This window comes from Listeria monocytogenes, from assembly GCF_041765605.1.
Lineage (GTDB): Bacteria > Bacillota > Bacilli > Lactobacillales > Listeriaceae > Listeria > Listeria monocytogenes_D.
In genome coordinates this window covers 1,574,002-1,596,310 of record NZ_CP168900.1, presented here as the reverse complement: position 1 = coordinate 1,596,310, position 22,309 = coordinate 1,574,002, and the positions used below count along the sequence as shown (strand labels likewise).

Here is a 22,309-nt window from a genome sequence, read left to right as displayed (position 1 = left end):
TCATGAATGTTAAGAAAAACATTGCACTTCCTGCAATCATGGTTGGAACCTTTATTCTAGAAGGAGTTTTTAGCCTTCAGTTTGCGAATGGTCTTTTTAATGATAAGCACCTTTTTATTCCGCATTTTTTACTAATCATGTTGACGATAATGACTTGTTTTTATAAACGAAATACGACTTTAGTTTATGCTTTTATTCTAGGCTTAGTGTTTGATATTTATTATACAGGCGTGATGGGAATTTATTTTGCAATCTTTCCTTTTACTGTGTATATCACAGATAAATTTATGAAAGTGTTACAAAATAACATACTCCTTGTTGGATTAATCGCGATATTTAATATTATCCTTACAGAAAGTTTAGTATATGCGTTTTATTATTTGATCGGTACGACAACGATGACGATTCCTGTTTTTATTGATCAACGTTTATGGACAACCATTTTGTTCAATTTGGCATTCTTTTTAGTTGTCTTTTTCCCATTCCGATTGTTTCTCGATCGTTTGGTTAAATCAGAATAACTATCGTAATTTTATCAGTTTGAATTCGCTATTACTTGAAAAAGTATGACTGTGGAGAATCTCCACAGTTTGCGATTTCAAGCTGTTTTTTTCAAAAAAAGTATTTTTTTATTATCATTTAATTTGAGTTAGTGTATACTAAAGGCTAGAGTATAAATGTTGCGGGGTGAAATCGTATATGAAGAAGAATGTTCAAATTAAAGGCACAAAAGATGGCATTAGTATTTTTCTTAGTGATAAAGCGAGTATACTTGAGTTGCAACAAGAATTAACTCAATTGCTAGCAGATCAGAAACAAAACCCATACTCTGGTGAAAAATTAGAGGTGCAAGTTCAAATTGGTAACCGTCTATTTTCAGAGGAAGAAGAGCGCGAAATATCCACTATTATTCATAAAAATAGTCAAATGAAGATTAGTGCATTTTATAGTAATGTAATGTCTAAAGATGAGGCTAAAAAATGGAAAGAAAATGATCAGATTTTTTCTATGGCAACGATTATTCGTTCTGGACAAGTTGTTCAGGTTCCAGGAGATTTCTTGCTAATTGGCGATGTGAATCCTGGAGGACAAATCCGTTCAAATGGGAATGTGTTTGTTCTGGGTAATATTAAAGGAATTATTCACGCTGGTTTTGAAGGAAACGAAAATGCTGTTGTAGCAGGGAAATTTCTTTATCCATCACAAGTTAGGATAGCCGGTAAGGTGTATGGCTTTGATAGTGAGGATTATAAAGAGGTTACTGAAACAGATTTATTTTCTGCATTTGTTAATGATGCAGGTGAGATAGTAATTGATGGAATACATAAGATAAGAAAAATTAGACCTGAAATTTCTAATTTTCAAGGAGGGCGTTAAACATGGGAGAAGCTATAGTCATTACTTCTGGGAAAGGTGGAGTAGGAAAAACTACTTCAACTGCTAACTTAGGGACAGCACTTGCTCTTCAAGGTAAGAAAGTGTGCTTGATTGATATGGATATCGGCCTTCGCAATTTAGATGTTGTTTTAGGTCTGGAGAATCGAATTATTTATGATTTAGTGGATGTGGTAGAAGGTCGCTGTAAAATTCATCAAGCGATGATTAAAGATAAACGTTTTGATGATTTACTTTTCTTGCTTCCAGCTGCGCAAACAACGGATAAAAATGCTGTTTCAGGCGAACAAATGGTGGAGTTAATTAACCAATTGCGTCCCGATTATGATTTTATTTTAATTGATTGTCCTGCAGGAATTGAAACTGGTTATAAAAATGCGGTTGCTGGTGCAGACAAAGCGATTGTGGTTACAACCCCGGAAATATCAGCAGTTCGTGACGCGGATAGAATTATTGGCCTACTTGAAAAAGAAGATATTGAGCCACCAAAATTAATTATTAATCGAATTCGTACGCAAATGATGATGAATGGTGATGTAATGGATATTGATGAAATTACTACGCATTTATCGATTGAATTGCTTGGAATTATCATTGATGATGATGAAGTTATTCGTTCTTCTAATAGCGGGGACCCAGTAGCTATGTTGCCAAACAACCGTGCTTCACAAGGTTACCGTAATATTGCTCGACGTATTCTTGGAGAGTCTATTCCGTTAATGTCGATTGAAACGAAAAAAGCAGGATTTTTCTCGCGCTTAAAACAACTTTTTGGCGGAAAATAAAAAATTAGACCCTTTATCTTTTAGATGAAGGGTCTTTATAAAAGGTGATTGGATGAAAAAGCTAGTGGTAAGTGCGGCTCCTATTGAAAAGCGAGCAGCGGTAATGGAAGATGATTTGTTAATAGATGTCGAAATTGTCCGACCTTCTGAAAAAGTTCAGGTTGGTGATATTTATTATGGATTTATTCAAAAGATTGACCGAAAAATGGAAGCGGCTTTTGTTGATTTAGGTAATAATAACAAAGGTTTCATTCATTTGAAAGATATTCCAGCAAGCTATGATAAAACGCAAGGTGCTAAAATTCCCGTTCAAATTGTTCGAGAAGGTAGCGCAACGAAACTTCCGTTACTAACCGCTGTGCTAGAATTTTCTAGTGATTTGCTTATTTATTTGTATGGTAAAGAATACATTTCTGTTTCTAAAAGAATAGTAGAGAAAATCACATTAAAAAAAATAATGGAAACGTTGGTAGAAGAAAATGAAGCATTAATTATTCGATCTAATGCAGAATTTGCCACAAAAGAACAATTACAACAAGCCTTGGTTCAAGCGAGAGATAAACACCAAGCATTATTAAAAGAAGCAAGCAAACGCAAAAAACCAGGACTACTTTTAGCAGCAGCTTCTGGGATTTTGACTAATACAAAGCAATTCGTTGAGAGATACAAACCATCCGAAATTATTACGGATGATTTTGAGTTTGCAAAAATGTTAGAAACCACATGGCCAGATCAGCAAATCACTTTAAAAAAGAGCGCAGATTTATTTGCAGATTTGGGAATTAAAGCACAAATGGATAGACTAGCACGGCCGGTTGTTCATTTGAGTAATGGTTCTTCGTTATTTATTGAAAAAACAGAGGCAATGTGGGTAGTTGATGTAAACTCAGGTAAGTTCAAGGGTACTACAGTAAAAGAAAAAACGGTAGAATTGGTAAATCTTAAAGCAGTTCCAGAAATCCTTCGACAAATTAGATTACGTAATATGAGTGGGATGATTTTGGTAGACTTCATTGGTGGAATGTCAGAAGCAGGCTACACGGAGCTATACGAGGCGTTAGAGAGCCAAACAAGAGAAGAATACATTACAACACAAGTTGCAGCACTTTCGCAGTCAGGGTTACTACAATTGACAAGACGCAAGAAGCAACAATCATTTTTAGAAATGACAACGATACCTTGTCCAATTTGTTACGCGACGGGTCATGTGGCATCTAAAGAGACGCTGGCTTTTGAATTAGAACGAGAACTTTCTGGTATTATGCAAAATGAACCAAATAGTATTCAAATTATCACAACAGAAGACGTTTTAGATGCATTTTTAGATTTGAATACGTTTAACAATGCGCCAATTGATTGGGAAGTGGCGGATGAAAGAGTCCCGTTTTATCAAATTGCCCGAGTGGAGAACTAAAATCAACAATTGGTTGACATAGGCAGGTTGCTTATGCTATCATTTTACTGTTATGTTTGTAGCGCACCAAGCTACAACCGCACAGAGCTGGGTCAAGTGTTTACTTCGTGTAAATCCCCTGTGATGGCGAGTCTTAGTATATGAGGAGGTGCAAGTATGTACGCAATTATTGAAACAGGTGGGAAACAAATCAAAGTAGAAGCAGGCCAAGAGATCTATGTTGAGAAATTAGCAGGTGAAGTTGGTGATGTTGTTACTTTTGACAAAGTTCTATTCGTAGGTGGAGATTCCGCTAAAGTTGGCGTTCCATTCGTGGAAGGCGCAACTGTAACAGCTAAAGTTGAAAAACAAGGCCGTGCGAAGAAATTGACAGTTTATAAATATAAACCGAAAAAGAACTACCACAAAAAACAAGGTCATCGTCAACCTTACACAAAATTAACTATTGATGCAATCAATGCTTAATTTGAAAGGACGAAAACAATGATTCAAGTCGATGTTATGCGAGAAGACAACCAAATAATTTCTTTTACAATGAGTGGACACGCCGATTTTGCCGAACATGGCAGTGATTTGGTATGTGCAGGAGCTTCCTCTATTGCTTTTGGAATGGTGAATGCTATTTCGGAAGTACGTGATTTTGAGCCTGTAATAGAAGAGTCGGAGGGTTACCTTTACTATTCTGTGCCTGCTGATTATGTCGGAGATGACGTGGTGCAAATCTTGCTTACAGGGATGGAAAATCAACTAAGGTCATTAGCGTACAGCTATCCTGATCATATAAAAATTAACTCCAAATAGGAGGTGGAATTTCATGTTAAAATTTGATATTCAACATTTTGCGCACAAAAAGGGTGGCGGTTCGACTTCTAACGGACGTGACTCTGAATCAAAACGTTTAGGTGCAAAACGTGCGGACGGACAATTTGTTACTGGTGGATCTATCCTTTACCGTCAACGTGGTACTAAAATCTATCCAGGAACTAACGTAGGACGTGGCGGCGATGATACTTTATTCGCTAAAACTGACGGCGTTGTACGTTTCGAACGTATGGGACGCGACAAGAAAAAAGTTAGCGTTTATCCTGAAGTACAAGAAGCTTAAACACAAAAAAACCGTCACTTGTGACGGTTTTTTTGTGTTTTCATCTTTGTGAATTAATTTCTTTTAAAATGGGTTATAACTCTCGTGAATTGGGGTAAATGTAAAGAGGCAGATGAAGAGACATTGTGAAAAATAGGACAAGTCGTTTGATTGACAGCGTTTTCTTGATATGATTAAATAGACTCAAGTTAATTAACATGTCAGGAGAAGAGATGACAATCGAAACGATGCAAGGGTACTAGTGTGCCTACGTTTTGATTGTCATTCTTTTTTTGAAGTTAATTGATAATCGGAATGTAAGGGGACTAGTAAGTGTTAAAATTCCGGTGCTACAAATAAGCAAGAAGAAGGAGTTGGAAAAGATGATTGACACAAGTTTAGCAACACAATTTCTAGGTGAAGTTATTGGTACGGCTATCCTAATTATTTTAGGTGCTGGTGTCGTAGCAGGTGTTTCACTGAAAAGATCTAAAGCGGAGAATGGCGGCTGGGTCGTTATTACTTTAGCTTGGGGGCTAGGTGTTACAATGGGTGTATATGTTTCAGGATATATGAGTATGGCCCATCTTAACCCTGCTGTAACTATTGGTATGGCGCTTGCAGGTGCTTTCCCGTGGAATTACGTGCTGCCATATATTCTTGCTCAGTTTATCGGGGCATTTATCGGGGCAACGCTAATATGGTTACATTACTATCCACACTGGAAACAAACAGAAGACAAACCAACAAAACTAGGTGTTTTTGCAACGGCGCCAGCTATTCGCCATTTTACATCTAACTTTTTTGGTGAAGCATTAGGTACTTTTATTTTAGTATTTGGATTACTATCACTAGGTGCTAATTCCTTTTCAGATGGATTAAATCCACTTGTTGTTGGTGCGTTAATCGTAGCTATCGGGATGTCTCTTGGTGGAACTACAGGTTATGCCATCAACCCAGCTCGTGACCTTGGTCCAAGAATCGCTCATTTTGTTTGGCCGATTTCTGGTAAAGGTGGATCAGATTGGGGATACTCATGGGTTCCGGTTATTGGACCAATCATGGGTGGTGCACTCGGAGCTTTAGGGTATAATGCCATTATTAACGGAGAACTTGGAATGTGGTTCTGGGTATTCGCAGTATTATTTGTTTTAATTATTATTTTAACGATGCAACTCGACAAGAAAAAAGATTTAGCATAAGCTAGAATGATAACTAGCTCTAAGCGGAAGTCTTCGGGCTTTCGTTGTACTTAAAACTAGAGGAGGAATTTTACATGGAAAAGAAATATATTTTAGCACTGGATCAAGGAACAACGAGTTCAAGAGCGATGATTATTGATGAAGAAGGAGAAGTTATTGGCGTTGCACAAGAAGAATTTGATCAAATTTTTCCTAAGCCAGGCTGGGTAGAACATAATGCCAATGAAATCTGGGCATCGATTTTAGCTGTAATTGCAGGCGTATTACTCAAAACAAATATTTCTTCTAAAGAAATTGCGGGGATTGGTATTACAAACCAACGTGAAACTACTGTTATTTGGGATAAAGAAAGCGGAAATCCAATCTATAATGCGATTGTTTGGCAATCTCGTCAAACTGAAGATATTTGTAAACAATTACGTAAAGATGGCTATGAAGATACTATTCGTTCTAAAACTGGTCTTTTAATCGATCCATACTTTGCGGGTACAAAAGCTCGCTGGATTTTGGATCATGTGGATGGCGCACAAGAACGTGCTGAAAAAGGAGAACTTCTTTTTGGAACGATTGATACGTGGCTAGTCTGGAAATTAACTGGTGGTCGTGCTCATATTACCGACTATTCCAATGCTTCTCGGACACTTCTTTATAATATTTATGATTTAGAATGGGATGATGAGCTTCTAAAAATGCTTAATATCCCAAGAGCAATGTTACCTGAAGTTCGTCCTTCCTCTGAAGTGTATGCAGATACAGTGCCTTATCACTTCTTTGGCGAAGAAGTTCCGGTTGCAGGTATTGCTGGTGACCAACAAGCCGCTTTATTCGGACAAGGTTGTTTTGAAAAAGGGATGGCGAAAAATACTTACGGAACTGGTTGTTTCTTACTCATGAACACGGGAGAAAAAGCTGTACGTTCTGAAAATGGTCTATTAACGACACTTGCTTGGGGTATTGATGGCAAAGTAGAATATGCACTTGAAGGTAGTATTTTCGTTGCTGGTTCTGCTATTCAGTGGTTACGTGATGGCTTGCGTATGGTTCGTCAATCAAGTGATTCTGAAAACTATGCAAGTCGAATTGAATCAAGTGACGGTGTGTACGTAGTGCCGGCGTTCGTTGGTTTAGGTGCGCCTTACTGGGATTCAGATGTTCGTGGAGCTGTATTTGGATTAACTCGTGGTACAGAAAAAGAACAATTTATCCGTGCAACATTGGAATCTCTTGCCTATCAAACAAGAGACGTACTTTATGCAATGGAACAAGATTCTGGTATTAGCTTAAAAACATTACGCGTGGATGGCGGGGCTTCTGCTAATAATTTCTTAATGCAATTCCAATCCGATATTCTAGGTGTTCCAGTAGAGCGCCCAGAAAACAAAGAAACAACTGTACTAGGAGCAGCTTTCTTAGCAGGTCTGGCAGTTGGTGTTTGGAAAGACAAGAACGAAATTAAAAAACATTGGAAACTAGATAAACGTTTTGAAGTAGAAATGAAAGATGAACAAAGAGAAGATTTATATGAAGGTTGGCATAAAGCTGTCAAAGCTGCACAAGCCTTTAAATAATATCTTAAGATGCGCCAAATGTGTAAAAGCATTTGGCGCTTTTTTGTTATGTAAAACAAATAAATATTTGGAAATAGAAATAAATATAGTGACAGATGTATAGTTTGTTCGTTATAATGAAAGATAAGACTTTTAAGGAACGGGAGAATATAAAAATTATGTTTGTAGATCAGGTTAAGATATATGTAAAAGCTGGTAATGGTGGGGACGGTATGGTAGCATTCCGTCGCGAAAAATTTGTACCAAACGGTGGTCCTGCTGGCGGTGACGGTGGTAAAGGAGCAGACGTTGTATTTGTTGTAGATGAAGGTCTGCGTACATTGGTCGATTTCCGCTTTAAACGAATCTTTAAAGCAGAGCACGGCGAACATGGCATGAGTAAAAGTATGCATGGACGCGGCGCAGAAGATTTAGTTGTCAAAGTACCACAAGGAACCATTGTGAAAGATATTGATACGGGTGAGATTATTGCTGATTTAGTCGCACATGGTCAACGCGCGGTTATTGCAAAAGCCGGACGTGGCGGACGTGGTAACAAACGCTTTGCGACACCAGCAAATCCGGCTCCGGAACTTTCTGAAAACGGAGAACCTGGACAAGAACGAAATGTACAATTAGAACTTAAAGTGTTAGCAGATGTAGGTTTAGTTGGTTTCCCAAGTGTTGGTAAATCAACGTTATTATCGGTTGTTTCTGCTGCGAGACCAAAAATCGCGGCGTATCACTTTACAACGATTGTTCCAAACTTAGGAATGGTTGACGCAGGGGATGGTCGTAGCTTTGTTATGGCCGATTTGCCGGGGCTAATTGAAGGTGCTAGTCAAGGTGTTGGTTTAGGTCATCAATTCTTACGTCATATCGAAAGAACACGTGTTATCGTGCATGTCATTGATATGTCGGGCTCAGAAGGACGCGTTCCATACGAAGACTATATGGCTATCAATAATGAACTTGAACAGTACAACTTGCGCCTAATGGAACGTCCACAAATTATTGTAGCTAATAAAATGGATATGCCTGATGCAGAAGAAAATTTAAACGAATTTAAAACAAAAATTGCTGAAGATATTCCGGTATTCCCAATTTCTGCAGTAACAAAAACGGGACTTCGCGAATTACTTCTTGCTATTGCGGATAAATTAGAAACAACTCCAGAATTTCCACTTAATGAAATTTTGGAACAAGAAGACGAAGATACAGTTCTTTACAAATATGTTGCTGATGAACCTGACTTCGAGATCTCTAGAGAGCCAGACGGTACTTTTGTACTAAGTGGTGCGAAAATTGAACGCTTATTCACGATGACGAACTTCGAACGCGATGCATCTATTAGTCGTTTTGCTCGTCAACTTCGTGCAATGGGTGTCGATGAGGCGCTTAGAAAACGTGGTGCTAAAGACGGCGATATCGTTCGCTTGCTTGATTATGAATTTGAATTTATGGATTAAACAAAGTGCTGCGCCAATCATTTGGCGCACGCTTTTTTCCTAGCTACGATAAAAGGAGAGTTGAAAATGAAAATTGCTTATTTAGGGCCAGCAGCATCTTTTACACATGCGGCAGCAGCGAAGGCTTTTCCAAAAGAAGAGATGATAGCAAAGAGCACGATTCCAGATTGTATTATGGCGATTGAAAAAGAAGATGTGGACGTGGCTGTTGTTCCGATTGAAAATACGATTGAAGGAAGCGTTAATATCACGCTGGACTACTTATTTCATTTTTCAAGTGTCCCTGTAGTAGCGGAGATTGTTCTTCCAATCGCGCAACATTTAATGGTTCATCCAGCACACGTATCCGCTTGGAAATCAGTACAAAAAGTAATGTCCCATCCACAAGCACTTGCACAGTGTCATACATTTCTCCAATCAGAATTATATGGAGTGGAGCGTGAAGTTACACCTTCTACAGCCTATGCTGCAAAATGGGTTAGTAATAATCCGACAGAACTTGTCGCAGCTATTGCACCACGCATGGCGGCGAATGAGTATGGACTTGAAATCGTCAAAGAAAATGCGCAAGACTTGGAATTAAATCAAACAAGATTTTTTGTTTTAAGCCGTAAACCTGTTTCGATTTTATTACCAAAAGAAGAAGAAAAAACGTCTATTTCTGTTATTTTGCCTAACAATATGCCAGGTGCGTTACATAAAGTCTTATCTACATTTGCTTGGCGGGATATTGATTTAAGTAAAATCGAATCAAGGCCGCTTAAAACCTCATTAGGCGAGTACTTTTTCTTGATAGATGTACTTTCAGAAGGAAAAGAAACTCTCGTAACTAATGCGCTTGATGAAATAACACTTTTAGGTGGAACGGCAAATAAACTCGGAACCTATCACGTTCACCGCTTACAAACGACTTAAATAAAGAGTTATCGCGATTTTTGCGGTAACTTTTTTATTGCGATACCTCCCTTTTTACGTTAGAATTTGTAGGAGAAAAGCTTTACCAAATCTAAAAGGAGTGAAATATATGTCAGGACATTCAAAATGGAATAATATTCAAGGTCGAAAAAATGCACAAGATTCCAAGCGTTCCAAAGTATTCCAAAAATTAGCGAGAGAAATTTTTGTTGCAGCAAAAAAAGGTCCTGATCCGAGTTTAAACCCATCGCTCCGATTAGTTATGGATAAAGCAAAAGCGGTCAACATGCCGAACGATAATATTAAGCGAGCTATTGATAAAGCTGCTGGTAATACGAGTGGCGAAAATTATGATGAAGTAACCTATGAAGGATATGCGCCGGGAGGAATTGCGGTTCTTGTCCATGCGCTTACAGATAATAAAAATCGTACGAGCACCAATGTTCGAGTAGCTTTTAATAAAAACGGTGGAAGTCTTGGTGAAACCGGTAGTGTGAGCTATATGTTCGATCGTAAAGGTTATCTTGTTATTTTACGCGAAGGTTTAGATGTGGACGAGGAAGAATTCATGCTGGAAGCTATTGAAGCAGGGGCGGACGATGTGGAAGTAAGCGAGGATGTATTTGAAATTTTTACAGATCCGGCTCTTTTTCCAGAAGTGAAAGAGGCTTTGCAAGAAGCTGGTTATACTTTTGCCACTGCTGAATTATCCATGTTTCCAACGGTTTATAATGAAGTTGCAGAAAATCACCAAACACAATTTGATAAAATGTTAGAAGCGCTTGAAGATGATGATGACGTGCAAGAAGTTTATACGAACGCAGAGATAAATTAAGTCAACACACCCCTTTTTCGGACAATTTGAATAGGGGTGTTTTATATGAATCACTAGGAGGAGAAAATATGAAACCACGTAAAGTAATGATAATTGGAGCAGGGAATGTAGGGACAGCTGCAGCACACGCCTTTGTTAATCAAAAATTTGTCGAAGAGTTAATTCTCGTAGATTTAAATAAAGAACGCGTAGAAGGAAATCGGAAAGACTTGGCGGATGCCGCAGCGTTTATGCCAGGGAAAATGGATATTACAGTTCGTGAGGCAAGTGATTGTGCGGATGTAGATATTGCTGTAATTACTGTGACAGCAGGACCTTTAAAAGAAGGGCAAACTCGCCTAGACGAACTTAGAAGCACTTCAAGAATCGTTTCAAGCATTGTTCCTGAAATGATGAAAGGTGGATTTAAAGGCATCTTCTTAATTGCAACGAATCCGTGTGATATCATCACTTATCAGGTGTGGAAATTGTCTGGCTTACCAAGAGAACGAGTACTTGGAACAGGCGTCTGGCTAGACACAACAAGATTACGTCGTTTACTTGCAGAGAAACTAGACATTGCCGCACAAAGCATCGATGCTTTTATCCTTGGAGAACACGGTGATTCCCAGTTTCCAGTATGGTCACATTCATCTATTTATGGTAAACCGGTAAATGAATATAGCATGGAAAAATTAGGCGAGGCACTGGATTTGAAAAAAATTGGTGAAACAGCTCGTGATACTGGTTTTGAAATTTATCACCAAAAAGGATGCACAGAATATGGCATAGGCGGTACAATTGTTGAGATTTGTCGCCATATTTTTAGTGGTAGCCAGCGTGCTTTGACCGTATCTTGTGTGCTTGATGGCGAGTACGGAGAAAGTGGCTTAGCCATCGGAGTTCCCGCTGTTTTAAGCCAAAATGGTGTAAAAGAAATCATCTCGTTAAAATTAGATGAACAAGAACAACAAGCTTTTGCAAATTCGGTAGCAGTTATTAAAAAAAGCATCGAATCTATTTAAGGTGGCAATAATATTATTATGTAAACTAAAGTTACTTTTCTTTTATGAACAAAAACTAGTACAGACGTTCCATTTTATGCTATCATATAATGTATGACGTGAAATGAAGAGAGGACGAATAAATTGTACGATTACATAAAAGGAACCGTTACGACGATTACACCCGAATATATTGTTGTCGAGGCAGGACAAATCGGCTATCAAATAATTACAGGAAACCCGTTTTCCTTTCAACGATTAGAAGGTACAGAAGCGCAAGTCTTTTTGTATCAACATGTGCGGGAGGATAATATTTCTCTATTCGGTTTTCAAACAACAGAAGAACGTTATTTATTCAAAAAATTATTGAGTGTTTCGGGCATTGGACCAAAAAGCGCGTTAGCTATTATTGCTTCAGGCGATGTCGTTCCACTGATTTCTGCTATTGAATCCGAAGACGATGTTTATTTAACCAAATTTCCAAGTGTTGGTAAAAAAACAGCGCGCCAAATCATTCTCGATTTGAAAGGCAAGCTGGCTGATGTTGTTGCAAGTGAAATTGTTTATGTTGCACCAGAAAATGATATGGTTGCTGGACTTTCTCCGCAATTAGAAGAAGCTGTATTAGCTTTAGAAGCGCTCGGTTATAGCACGCGAGAACTTAAAAAAGTAATACCAAAATTGGCAAAAGAAGAAGACCTAACAAGCGACGCATATATCAAGCTAGCACTACAATTAATGACAAAATAGAGAGGAGCTTGTGGCATGGATGAACGAATTATTTCAAGTGAAACGGTAGACGCAGAAGAAGTATCTTTTGAAACTAGTTTGCGGCCACAGACCCTTTCACAATATATTGGACAAGACAAAGTAAAGAACAATTTAACGGTCTTTATAGAAGCTGCCACACTCCGAAATGAAGCGCTGGATCATGTGCTTTTATATGGCCCTCCAGGACTTGGTAAAACAACGCTTGCGATGGTCATTGCATCAGAAATGGGTAGCCAAATTAAAACAACGAGTGGACCAGCTATTGAACGACCAGGCGACTTGGCGACAATTTTGACAAGCCTTGAGCCAGGGGATGTTTTATTTATTGATGAGATCCATCGTTTATCGAGAGCGATTGAAGAGATTTTATATCCGGCAATGGAAGATTATTGCTTGGATATTGTGATTGGAACAGGTCCAACTGCGCGTTCGGTTCGTTTAGATTTACCACCATTTACTTTGATTGGAGCAACAACACGAGCTGGACTGTTATCAGCGCCACTTAGAGATCGTTTTGGCGTGATTGATCATTTAGAATTTTATACAGAAGAACAGTTGACCGAAATTGTACTCAGAACTTCGAATATATTAGATACAAAAATTGATGATCTTGGTGCGCGTGAAATAGCGAGACGTTCAAGAGGAACCCCGCGGATTGCCAATCGTTTATTAAAACGAGTACGTGATTTCGCGCAAGTTCGAGGAAATGGAACGGTAACTGAAAAGCTAGCGAAAGAAGCACTTACTTTACTCCAAGTAGATCCAAGAGGGTTAGATACGATTGACCAGAAACTCCTGCATACAATTATCCAATCGTTTAGAGGCGGTCCAGTTGGTCTGGATACAATCGCTGCAAGTATTGGAGAAGAACGAGAAACCATTGAAGATATGCAAGAACCATATTTACTACAAATCGGTTTTCTACAAAGAACGCCGCGAGGAAGAATTGCAACGGAAACGGCGTATAACCATTTAGGAATAAGTTATGAAAAAGAGGTATAAAGCATGAAAGTAGAAGATTTCGATTTTGATTTACCAGAAGAATTAATCGCACAAACCCCACTATTAGACCGGACTTCAAGCCGACTAATGGTGCTTGATAAAGAGTCAGGTGACATAAAAGACCAACATTTCACAGATATTATCAGCTATTTAAACGAAGGAGACGCACTTGTATTAAATGACACGCGTGTTCTCCCAGCGAGGCTGCATGGTATTAAAGATGAAACTGGCGCGCACATTGAAGTGCTCCTTTTGAAACAAAAAGAAGGCAATGCATGGGAAACTTTAGTAAAACCTGCCAAAAGAATTCGAAAAGGTGCAACCATTACTTTTGGTGACGGCGCTTTAAAAGCAACTTGCTTGGAAGAGCTTGAGCATGGTGGTCGGATTTTAGAATTTTCTTATGAAGGCATTTTTTATGAAGTTTTAGAACAACTTGGCGAAATGCCACTTCCACCATATATTAAAGAACAACTTGCTGATCAAGATCGTTATCAAACCGTCTATGCGAAAGAGAATGGTTCAGCAGCAGCGCCAACAGCGGGCCTTCATTTTACAGAAGATTTACTGGCGAAAATTAGCGCAAAAGGTGTAGAAATCATTTTCGTGACGCTTCATGTAGGGCTCGGAACATTCCGCCCAGTGGACGTAGAAGATACTGCCAATCATAAAATGCATTCTGAATTTTATCGTTTAACAGAAGAATCTGCTGAGCGAATTAATAAAATCAAAGTACAAGGCGGAAAAGTTGTAGCAGTTGGAACGACTTCTATCCGAACATTAGAAACAATCGCGAGTCGTCATGACGGCAAACTAGTGGCTGAATCAGGTTGGACAGAGATTTTTATTTCCCCAGGGTATACTTTTCAGGCAGTAGATGCACTAATAACGAATTTCCATTTACCGAAATCGACATTAATTATGCTTGTGTCTGCTTTATCAGACCGCACGAAAATTTTAGCAGCGTATAATCATGCTGTAGAACAACAATATCGCTTCTTTAGTTTTGGCGATGCCATGTTTATCCATTAAATTGCGAAAAAATTAACAGAAAAGCTTGTTTTCATTGGTAATTTTCGTTATGCTAGTGAATAGAGTAAATAAGAAAGAGGTAACACATGTCTGCCATTCGTTATGAACTAATTAAAACAGATAAACAAACGGGTGCTCGTCTTGGTAAAATCCATACACCACACGGCACTTTTGATACACCAATGTTTATGCCAGTTGGAACACTTGCAACGGTAAAAACAATGTCACCCGAAGAATTAAAAGCAATGGGTGCAGGTATTATTTTAAGTAATACGTATCATTTATGGTTACGTCCGGGAGAAGAATTAATTCGAGAAGCGGGCGGATTACATAAATTTATGAACTGGGATCAACCAATCTTAACGGATTCAGGTGGTTTTCAGGTGTTTAGTTTGAGTAAAATGCGTGATATCAAAGAAGAAGGCGTTCATTTCCGTAACCATTTAAACGGAGACAAACTTTTCTTATCACCAGAAAAAGCGATTCAAATTCAAAATGCGCTTGGATCTGACATCATGATGAGTTTCGATGAATGCCCACCATATCCAGCGTCGCATGAATATATGAAAAAATCAGTAGAAAGAACATCTCGCTGGGCTGAGCGTGGTTTAAAAGCACACGAAAGACCAGAAGACCAAGGCTTGTTTGGTATCGTCCAAGGTGGAGCTTACGAAGATTTGCGTGCGCAAAGTGCGAAAGATCTCGTTTCGCTTGATTTTCCTGGTTACTCCATCGGCGGTTTATCTGTCGGAGAACCGAAAGACGTCATGAACCGAGTTTTGGAACATACGACACCGCTATTACCAGCAAACAAACCACGTTATTTAATGGGCGTAGGTTCGCCTGACTCATTGATTGATGGCGTGATTCGAGGAGTGGACATGTTTGACTGTGTTCTTCCCACACGTATTGCACGAAATGGTACTTGTATGACATCAAGTGGTCGCTTAGTTATTAAAAATGCTAAGTTTACCCATGATTTCCGTCCAATTGATGAAAATTGTGACTGTTATACTTGTAAAAATTACTCACGTGCATACATTCGACACTTGATTCGTTGTGAGGAAACATTTGGAATTCGACTTACAACTTATCATAATCTTCATTTTCTGTTAAACTTAATGAAGCAAGTTCGTGGCGCTATTATGGAAGATCGTCTTGCTGATTTTAGGGAAGAATTTTTTGAGCAATATGGATTCAATCGTCCTGATGCAAAAAATTTCTAAATATATATAAAGTATCGAAAGGAGTTGGAAAATATGGGCGGTATTGTAACATTTATACCAATTATCTTGATGATCGTTTTGTTTTACTTCTTATTAATCAGACCTCAACAAAAACGTCAAAAAGAAGTACAAAATATGCAAAGTAGTTTAGCAAAAGGTGATAAAATTATTACTATTGGTGGACTTCACGGTATTGTAGAAGCAATTGAAGATGGCACAGTCATTTTGAAATGCGGAAACAGCAAATTAACTTTTGACCGTAATGCAATCAGAACTGTACTTGAAAAAGGTAACGGAGTTGTAACAGAAACGGCTTCTGATGATACGGAAGTTGTAGAAGACAACAAATAATACTTGAAATAAAAATGCCATTTCCCTTTAAACGGTGAAATGGCATTTTTTAACCATAAAAATAGAGCTTATACTTCCCATTTAAGCTTTTTTTAGATAAAATGGGAATATGCTTATTGTTTAAGAAAGGGGACGACTTGATATGGATACATTTTCGGAATGGTATGAAGATTTAGCGCCTGCAATAGCAATAAAAGTGGAAGATTTTCATATTTTAGGTTACCGAGAAATCAAGGCAAGCCATATTTGGGCATTTTTAACAGAAGAAAAGTGGAAGAATGAACCAACCCCTGCTTTGCATGAACGTATTAATGATGTCATGCAAATGAATATTGGACAATTAATGCAATTTATTATGACAACAGCTGAACAAGAATCTAATAACCATGTTTCTCAAGCAGATAGTATGCTTCAACCAAATGTGGAAGATTAACAGCCTGTTAGCAAATGCTTGAGTTTCATACATAAAATAGAAGTATTTGTTGTTAGACTGGGATTTGTTATGGTTTAGATGAGGGAGGAACGAAACAGAAATGGTAAAAAAGAGTAAGATAGTTATTTTCTTTCTAGTAGTTGCAATTATCTTTGGTGCTGTATTTGGTACCGCAAAAATGGTTATGCAAAACATCAACTTAGGCTTGGATCTTCAAGGGGGATTCGAAGTTCTATATGAAGTGTCACCAGCTGATGGGAAAGGGACTGTATCTAAACAAACGTTGACAGATACGGTAGCTTCACTCGATAAGCGTATCAATTCCTTAGGTGTAGCTGAACCAAGTATTCAAATCGAAGGGGATAACCGTATTCGTGTTCAACTTGCCGGCGTAACTGACCAGGAAGAAGCACGTAAAATGCTATCAACCACAGCCCAATTATCATTTAGAGATGCAAATGACAAAATGATGATGAATGGTAGTGACTTAGTTGCGGGCGGTGCCAAACAAGCTTTCGATTCAAGCAATAATCCAATCGTTACTCTAAAACTAAAAAGTGCTGACAAATTTGCTAGTGTAACAAAAACAATTTTGGCTGAGGCACCCGACAATCAATTAGTTATTTGGTTAGATTGGAAAGAAGGCCAAAAATACAAAACAGAACGCGAGAAGAAAGACCCAGCTTACTTATCAGCACCAAACGTTAGTAGCGTGCTAGATACAGATAAAGTAGAAATTTCCGGAAGTTTCACAACGGAAGAAGCAAAAGATTTAGCTGATTTGCTAAACTCTGGTGCACTCCCTGTTAAAATGAAAGAAGTTTACTCGACATCTGTTGGTGCTCAATTTGGGCAAGATGCCTTACAAGAAACAATTTTAGCTGGTATTATTGGAGTTATGGCTATCTTTATTTTCATGATGGCAGTTTACCGTTTACCAGGTGTTATTGCTTGTATCACTTTAGTTGCATACACTTATTTAGTACTATTAATACTGAGTCTGCTTAACGCAACACTTACTTTACCAGGGATTGCAGGTTTGATTCTGGGGATAGGTATGGCTGTTGACGCGAACGTAATAACCTACGAGCGGATAAAAGAAGAAATCAAAGTCGGTAGGTCGACGAAAGCGGCTTTTGAAGTCGGCGGTAAAGAAGCATTCCGTGCGATTTTAGATGGTAACTTAACGACACTAATCGTAGCTGCGGTTCTCTTCTACTTTGGAACAAGCTCTATCAAAGGTTTTGCTACGGTTCTAATCATTAGTATTTTAGTCAGCTTCTTGACAGCCGTTTGGGGATCAAGATTCTTATTAGGCTTATTAGTGAAAAGTAATTGGCTTAACAATAAACCAGGATTCTTTGCAGTTAAACGAAAAGATATCCATAATTTACATGAGGGCATTAATAGCTTTAGCTTAAAAACACACTTTGACCGTTTTGACTTTGTAAAACATCACCGTCTGTTCTTATCTATTTTTGCTGCGATTGTTATTGTCGGTATTGTGATTCTATCCATCTTCAAACTAAATCTAGGTATTGACTTTGCCAGTGGGACACGAGCGGAAGTAACAGCTAATCAAACACTGACAGAAACGCAAATTAAGAAAGATTTAGATGCGATTGACATGCCATCGGATGATATTGTTTTCCAAGGATCTGGTTCTAAAACAGCCGTTGTTTCTTATAAAGGGACATTATCACAAAATGATGTAGCTAAATTCAAAAACTACTTTGAGGACAAATATAAGCACGAACCAAGCATTAGTACCGTTTCACCAACTGTCGGTAAAGAACTTGCCAAAAATGGCTTCTGGGCACTCGGTGTGGCGTCTGTGCTGATTGTACTTTATATTGCGGTCCGATTTGAATTTTATATGGGTATTGCGGCGATTCTTTCCTTACTATTCGACGCATTTATCATCTTTATCTTCTTTAGTGTAACAAGGCTGGAGGTTGACTTAACTTTCATTGCCGCGGTACTGACGGTTATCGGTTATTCCATTAATGACACGATAGTCACCGCCGACCGGATACGGGATATTAGTATGAAGATGCAACGTTTCAAAACGAAAGAAGAAATTGCGGATGCTGTTAATAAAGCATTACGTCAAACATTTACTCGTTCGATTAATACCATTTTAACGGTTATTTTCACCGTACTTGCACTTGTACTATTTGGTAGTGAGTCTATTCTGAACTTCTCCATCGCCTTACTTGTTGGACTTGTTTCTAGTGTATTCTCCTCCATCTTTATGGCGATGCAATTATGGTACGTATTTAAAGCAAGACAACTACGTAGAAAAGGACCAATTAGCACCGTTAAAAAGAAAAAACCACGTAATAACGGACAACCAGTCGTATAAAAATAAACGGCCGAATTTCATAAAAAGAGATTCGGCCGTTTTTAATAGCCTAGAAACGGGTAAATAATAAGATAATTGTGCAAGGAGGAGAAAACATGAAAGAAAATAAAGTACAGTGGCAAGTAATTGCGGGGATTATTTTAGCACTCATTATTGCTATTTTTGCAGTTATTAATGTAGATCCAGTAGAAGTAAACTTTTTATTTGCGCAAGCGGAGTGGCCATTAATTTTAATTATTTTAGGCTCTGTTCTTTGCGGTTGTTTAATTATCTTTTTCTTAAATATCGCGAAATCGCGTGGTATGAAGAAACAAGTAAAACAATTAACATCCGAAAAAGCCGAATTAGAACGCCAACTAGCAGCTGCTAAAGCAATGAAAACTCATTCATCTAAAGTAGAAACACGTGATACAGAAAAGATTGTCGATACAACAAAATAAAAATGGAACGCTGACTTAATAGGTCGGCGTTTTTTGTTTGGAAGATTCCTCTTGGTTTTTCTAGTGATTTTCGATATAATAGGAAGGTTGAGAGGTGGGGTAATGTGATTCATTCAAAATACTTATGGAATATCGAGGAAGCGGCGGAAGACAAAGCTAGCCAATTAGCAGAACAGCTAAAAATTTCGCTTCCACTTGCAAAACTACTTTGGAAAAGAAAAATTACAACGCAAGGACAATTCGATAAATTTTTCCACCCAGAAAAATATGAAAGTTATGACCCATTTTTATTTGCTGAAATGGATCTTGCGGTTGCTAGAATTAAGCAAGCGATAGAACTAAATGAGCAGATTTTAGTTTACGGAGATTATGATGCAGATGGAGTTACTAGTATTGCCGTTTTAATGAAAACACTGCGGCATTTAGGGGCAAATGCTGAATTTTATATTCCTAATCGTTTTACGGAAGGTTATGGTCCAAATATCGCTGCGTTCGATATGGCTAAAAACCAAGGAACGGATTTAATTATTACTGTTGATAATGGTATTGCAGCGCTTGAAGTAATGACGCATGCCAAAGAGATTGGTTTAGATGTTATTGTGACGGATCACCATGAACCACGGGAAATTATGCCGGAAGCTGTTGCAGTAATTCATCCGAAGCATCCTAAGTCAGCTTATCCGTTTGATGAACTAGCGGGTGTAGGTGTTGCTTATAAGTTATCGCATGCTTTACTTGGAGAAGAACCGAAAGAATTGCTTGATTTAGTTGCAGTTGGGACTGTGGCAGATTTAGTTTCTTTAACTGATGAAAATCGCTTACTTGTTCAACTAGGATTGCGTCAATTGCGCGAATCCGCGAACCTTGGACTTTCAGTGTTAGCTAAAAAAGCTAGTTTGAAGTTAGAAGAGGCTACGGAAGAAACTATTGGCTTTGGTTTAGCTCCACGACTGAATGCAGTTGGTCGTTTAGGTCCAGCAGATCCAGCGGCGGATTTACTTTTAACAGAGGATCCAGAAGAAGCACTTTTCTTAGCGGAAGAAATTGATGATGCGAATAAAGAACGGAAACAAATAGTTGTTGATACAACGAAGCTCGCGATGGAGGCAATTGAGGCAAAAGTAACATTAGGAAATGTGCTCGTTGTTTACGGAGAGGGTTGGAATACAGGGATTTTAGGGATAGTTGCTTCTAAATTAGTTGGAACATATTCTCGTCCGGCGATTGTACTAGGAATTGATCCAGTTACTGGAATTGCCAAAGGATCTGGTCGAAGCGTCGATGCATTTCATTTGTATCAAGCGCTTGATAAACATCGTGATTTAATGACTGCGTTTGGTGGGCATCCAATGGCTGCGGGTCTTACATTGCCAGCTGAAAATTTAATAGAATTAGAAGCTAAATTACAAGAAGAAGCAAGTTTTCTTTCTGAAGAAGATTTCCGCCCAGCCTTGAAAATAGAAGAGAAAATAAATATTGCGGATGTTTCCGTAGCATTTATTGCTCAACTTGAAAAATTAGCTCCTTTTGGAATGGATAACCCTAAACCGATTTTCTTGTTAGAAAATATGCATTTAAAAGGAACGAAAAGAATTGGGGCAGATAAAACCCATTTAAAAACAATGCTTGCTACAGAGGAAAATGATGCCACTTTAGATTCTATCGGATTTGGTGTAGGCGATTTGGTAGAAAAAATTTCTCCTAATGCAGCCGTGGACGTGGTTGGGGAATTATCCATCAATGAATGGAATAATGTGAAAAAACCACAACTACGCATGATGGACATTCACATCTCGCATTGGCAACTTTTCGATGTACGTAATAAATCTGAGTGGGCTAGGATTCTCCAAGAACAAACAGAATCAAGAGTCTTTGTTTGTTTTGAAGAAAGAACGATTGGCACGCTTGGAGAACAAAACTATATTTTAGTGGATGAAAAAGCTGATTTTACGGCGGATTTTCAGACAGAAGAACTTGTTTTTGCGGATATGCCAACGAAGACTGAATTAGTGGAAACGATTGTTCGCGAAACGAAACCAGAACGTATTTTTGTCCATTTTGATGCAGCAGAGGGGAATCAAATTCCAGCAATACCAGACCGGTTAGCCTTTGCTGAGCTATATAGTCTCATTAAAAAATTTCAACCATTTCCAATTGAAAAGTACACACCACGGCTAATGCAAAAGTTTGGCTGGAATAAAGAGCAAATAGATTTCATGTCAAAGGTGTTTTTTGATTTAGAATTTGCTAAAATGGAAAGTGGTCAGATTATTATTAATGAAGTTGTTGAAAAACGTAATCTGGACGAATCACTTGTTTATCAACAAAAGGTAGAAGAAATAACTACAAGAAAAAAACTGTTGTACTCTAACTATACGGAACTTCATAGTTGGATGGAATCAATGATGGAAACATCAATTTACCCGAATGCGGAGGAACTAGAAAATGGAAATTAAAGATTTACAAGATTATGTAGCGATTGTGAACGATTGGCCCAAAAAAGGGATTGTATTTAAAGACATCACACCCCTTATGAATGACGGAGAAGCATATCGTTTTGCTACAGATAAAATTGTGGAATACGCAAAAGAATTAAAAATTGATATTATTGTTGGACCAGAAGCACGTGGCTTTATTATCGGCTGCCCAGTTGCTTATGCGTTAGGAATTGGTTTTGCGCCTGTTCGTAAACCTGGAAAACTTCCTCGTGAAACAATCGAAATGGAATACGATTTAGAATATGGTACGAATAAATTATCTATGCATAGTGATGCGATTAAACCGGGTCAACGCGTTTTAATTACGGATGATTTACTTGCAACTGGTGGAACAATCGAAGCAACTATCAAACTTGTAGAAGAATTAGGTGGTATTGTTGCTGGTTGTGCTTTCTTAATCGAACTAAAAGAGCTAGAAGGACATAAAAAATTAAATGGTTATGACCGTTTAATCCTTATGCAATTATAAAAATCAAACTACTCCTATTATTTTAGGGGTAGTTTTTTGATTAAAAAGCTGAAAACTGCCAGAAAATGTGAAAAATCAAGGAAAAGTGCTTTC

23 protein-coding genes and 1 other annotated feature are annotated in these 22,309 nt (G+C 38.2%); all 23 genes read left to right on the top strand.

All coding sequences use genetic code 11. The annotated features are described in order from the left end of the window. The first annotated feature begins 2 nt into the window (after window positions 1-2). The gene (gene mreD, locus AB2Q86_RS08195) at window positions 3-521 is read left to right on the top strand and encodes a rod shape-determining protein MreD (protein ID WP_012581273.1); all 519 of its coding nucleotides are present in this window, start codon (window positions 3-5) and stop codon (window positions 519-521) included. Between the two features lie 178 nt (window positions 522-699). Next, window positions 700-1,377, top strand: coding sequence for a septum site-determining protein MinC (minC, locus tag AB2Q86_RS08190; RefSeq protein ID WP_003730221.1), 678 nt, complete (start codon window positions 700-702; stop codon window positions 1,375-1,377). Between the two features lie 2 nt (window positions 1,378-1,379). After that, a complete protein-coding gene (minD, locus tag AB2Q86_RS08185) occupies window positions 1,380-2,180 on the top strand; it encodes a septum site-determining protein MinD (protein WP_012581274.1) in 801 nt (266 codons plus the stop codon). 52 nt (window positions 2,181-2,232) lie between these two features. Beyond that, window positions 2,233-3,594, top strand: a complete 1,362-nt coding sequence (locus tag AB2Q86_RS08180) for a ribonuclease E/G (protein ID WP_012581275.1) — start codon at window positions 2,233-2,235, stop codon at window positions 3,592-3,594. Between the two features lie 65 nt (window positions 3,595-3,659). Further along, window positions 3,660-3,738, top strand: a sequence feature (ribosomal protein L21 leader region). A gap of 12 nt (window positions 3,739-3,750) precedes the next feature. Next, the gene (gene rplU / locus AB2Q86_RS08175; protein ID WP_003726868.1) at window positions 3,751-4,059 is read left to right on the top strand and encodes a 50S ribosomal protein L21; all 309 of its coding nucleotides are present in this window, start codon (window positions 3,751-3,753) and stop codon (window positions 4,057-4,059) included. 18 nt (window positions 4,060-4,077) lie between these two features. After that, window positions 4,078-4,395, top strand: coding sequence for a ribosomal-processing cysteine protease Prp (locus AB2Q86_RS08170; protein ID WP_003726867.1), 318 nt, complete (start codon window positions 4,078-4,080; stop codon window positions 4,393-4,395). Window positions 4,396-4,408: 13 nt separating this feature from the next. Then, the gene (rpmA, locus tag AB2Q86_RS08165; protein WP_003726866.1) at window positions 4,409-4,699 is read left to right on the top strand and encodes a 50S ribosomal protein L27; all 291 of its coding nucleotides are present in this window, start codon (window positions 4,409-4,411) and stop codon (window positions 4,697-4,699) included. Window positions 4,700-5,061: 362 nt separating this feature from the next. Then, the gene (locus tag AB2Q86_RS08160; protein ID WP_003736688.1) at window positions 5,062-5,880 is read left to right on the top strand and encodes an MIP/aquaporin family protein; all 819 of its coding nucleotides are present in this window, start codon (window positions 5,062-5,064) and stop codon (window positions 5,878-5,880) included. A 74-nt stretch (window positions 5,881-5,954) separates the two neighbouring features. After that, window positions 5,955-7,448, top strand: a complete 1,494-nt coding sequence (gene glpK, locus AB2Q86_RS08155; RefSeq protein ID WP_003730217.1) for a glycerol kinase GlpK — start codon at window positions 5,955-5,957, stop codon at window positions 7,446-7,448. Between the two features lie 158 nt (window positions 7,449-7,606). Further along, window positions 7,607-8,896, top strand: coding sequence for a GTPase ObgE (gene obgE / locus AB2Q86_RS08150; protein WP_012581276.1), 1,290 nt, complete (start codon window positions 7,607-7,609; stop codon window positions 8,894-8,896). A gap of 66 nt (window positions 8,897-8,962) precedes the next feature. Next, window positions 8,963-9,811 (top strand): prephenate dehydratase, encoded by an 849-nt coding sequence (gene pheA / locus AB2Q86_RS08145; RefSeq protein ID WP_012581277.1) that lies wholly within the window; start codon window positions 8,963-8,965, stop codon window positions 9,809-9,811. A 109-nt stretch (window positions 9,812-9,920) separates the two neighbouring features. Beyond that, on the top strand, window positions 9,921-10,646 hold the full coding sequence (locus tag AB2Q86_RS08140; RefSeq protein ID WP_003730215.1) for a YebC/PmpR family DNA-binding transcriptional regulator: 726 nt from the start codon (window positions 9,921-9,923) through the stop codon (window positions 10,644-10,646). Window positions 10,647-10,714: 68 nt separating this feature from the next. After that, window positions 10,715-11,650 carry an L-lactate dehydrogenase gene (locus tag AB2Q86_RS08135; protein WP_003730214.1) on the top strand — a complete coding sequence of 312 codons (936 nt, stop codon included), beginning with the start codon at window positions 10,715-10,717 and terminating at the stop codon, window positions 11,648-11,650. 123 nt (window positions 11,651-11,773) lie between these two features. Beyond that, window positions 11,774-12,379, top strand: a complete 606-nt coding sequence (gene ruvA, locus AB2Q86_RS08130; protein WP_003730213.1) for a Holliday junction branch migration protein RuvA — start codon at window positions 11,774-11,776, stop codon at window positions 12,377-12,379. A 15-nt stretch (window positions 12,380-12,394) separates the two neighbouring features. Then, complete coding sequence (gene ruvB, locus AB2Q86_RS08125) at window positions 12,395-13,402, top strand: Holliday junction branch migration DNA helicase RuvB (RefSeq protein WP_003739008.1); 1,008 nt, start codon at window positions 12,395-12,397, stop codon at window positions 13,400-13,402. Window positions 13,403-13,405: 3 nt separating this feature from the next. Then, window positions 13,406-14,434, top strand: coding sequence for a tRNA preQ1(34) S-adenosylmethionine ribosyltransferase-isomerase QueA (gene queA / locus AB2Q86_RS08120; protein ID WP_012581278.1), 1,029 nt, complete (start codon window positions 13,406-13,408; stop codon window positions 14,432-14,434). An 86-nt stretch (window positions 14,435-14,520) separates the two neighbouring features. Further along, window positions 14,521-15,660 (top strand): tRNA guanosine(34) transglycosylase Tgt, encoded by a 1,140-nt coding sequence (gene tgt, locus AB2Q86_RS08115; RefSeq protein ID WP_003762399.1) that lies wholly within the window; start codon window positions 14,521-14,523, stop codon window positions 15,658-15,660. A 33-nt stretch (window positions 15,661-15,693) separates the two neighbouring features. Then, window positions 15,694-16,011 (top strand): preprotein translocase subunit YajC, encoded by a 318-nt coding sequence (yajC, locus tag AB2Q86_RS08110; protein ID WP_003730171.1) that lies wholly within the window; start codon window positions 15,694-15,696, stop codon window positions 16,009-16,011. A 142-nt stretch (window positions 16,012-16,153) separates the two neighbouring features. Next, window positions 16,154-16,444, top strand: coding sequence for a post-transcriptional regulator (locus AB2Q86_RS08105; RefSeq protein WP_003730170.1), 291 nt, complete (start codon window positions 16,154-16,156; stop codon window positions 16,442-16,444). 100 nt (window positions 16,445-16,544) lie between these two features. Beyond that, window positions 16,545-18,809 (top strand): protein translocase subunit SecDF, encoded by a 2,265-nt coding sequence (gene secDF, locus AB2Q86_RS08100; RefSeq protein WP_012581279.1) that lies wholly within the window; start codon window positions 16,545-16,547, stop codon window positions 18,807-18,809. Between the two features lie 95 nt (window positions 18,810-18,904). Then, window positions 18,905-19,249, top strand: coding sequence for a lipopolysaccharide assembly LapA domain-containing protein (locus AB2Q86_RS08095; RefSeq protein WP_012581280.1), 345 nt, complete (start codon window positions 18,905-18,907; stop codon window positions 19,247-19,249). Between the two features lie 104 nt (window positions 19,250-19,353). After that, a complete protein-coding gene (gene recJ, locus AB2Q86_RS08090; RefSeq protein WP_012581281.1) occupies window positions 19,354-21,705 on the top strand; it encodes a single-stranded-DNA-specific exonuclease RecJ in 2,352 nt (783 codons plus the stop codon). Further along, window positions 21,695-22,216, top strand: coding sequence for an adenine phosphoribosyltransferase (locus AB2Q86_RS08085; RefSeq protein ID WP_003727399.1), 522 nt, complete (start codon window positions 21,695-21,697; stop codon window positions 22,214-22,216). The genes recJ and AB2Q86_RS08085 overlap by 11 nt, the downstream gene beginning before the upstream one ends. The last annotated feature ends 93 nt before the right edge of the window (window positions 22,217-22,309 follow it).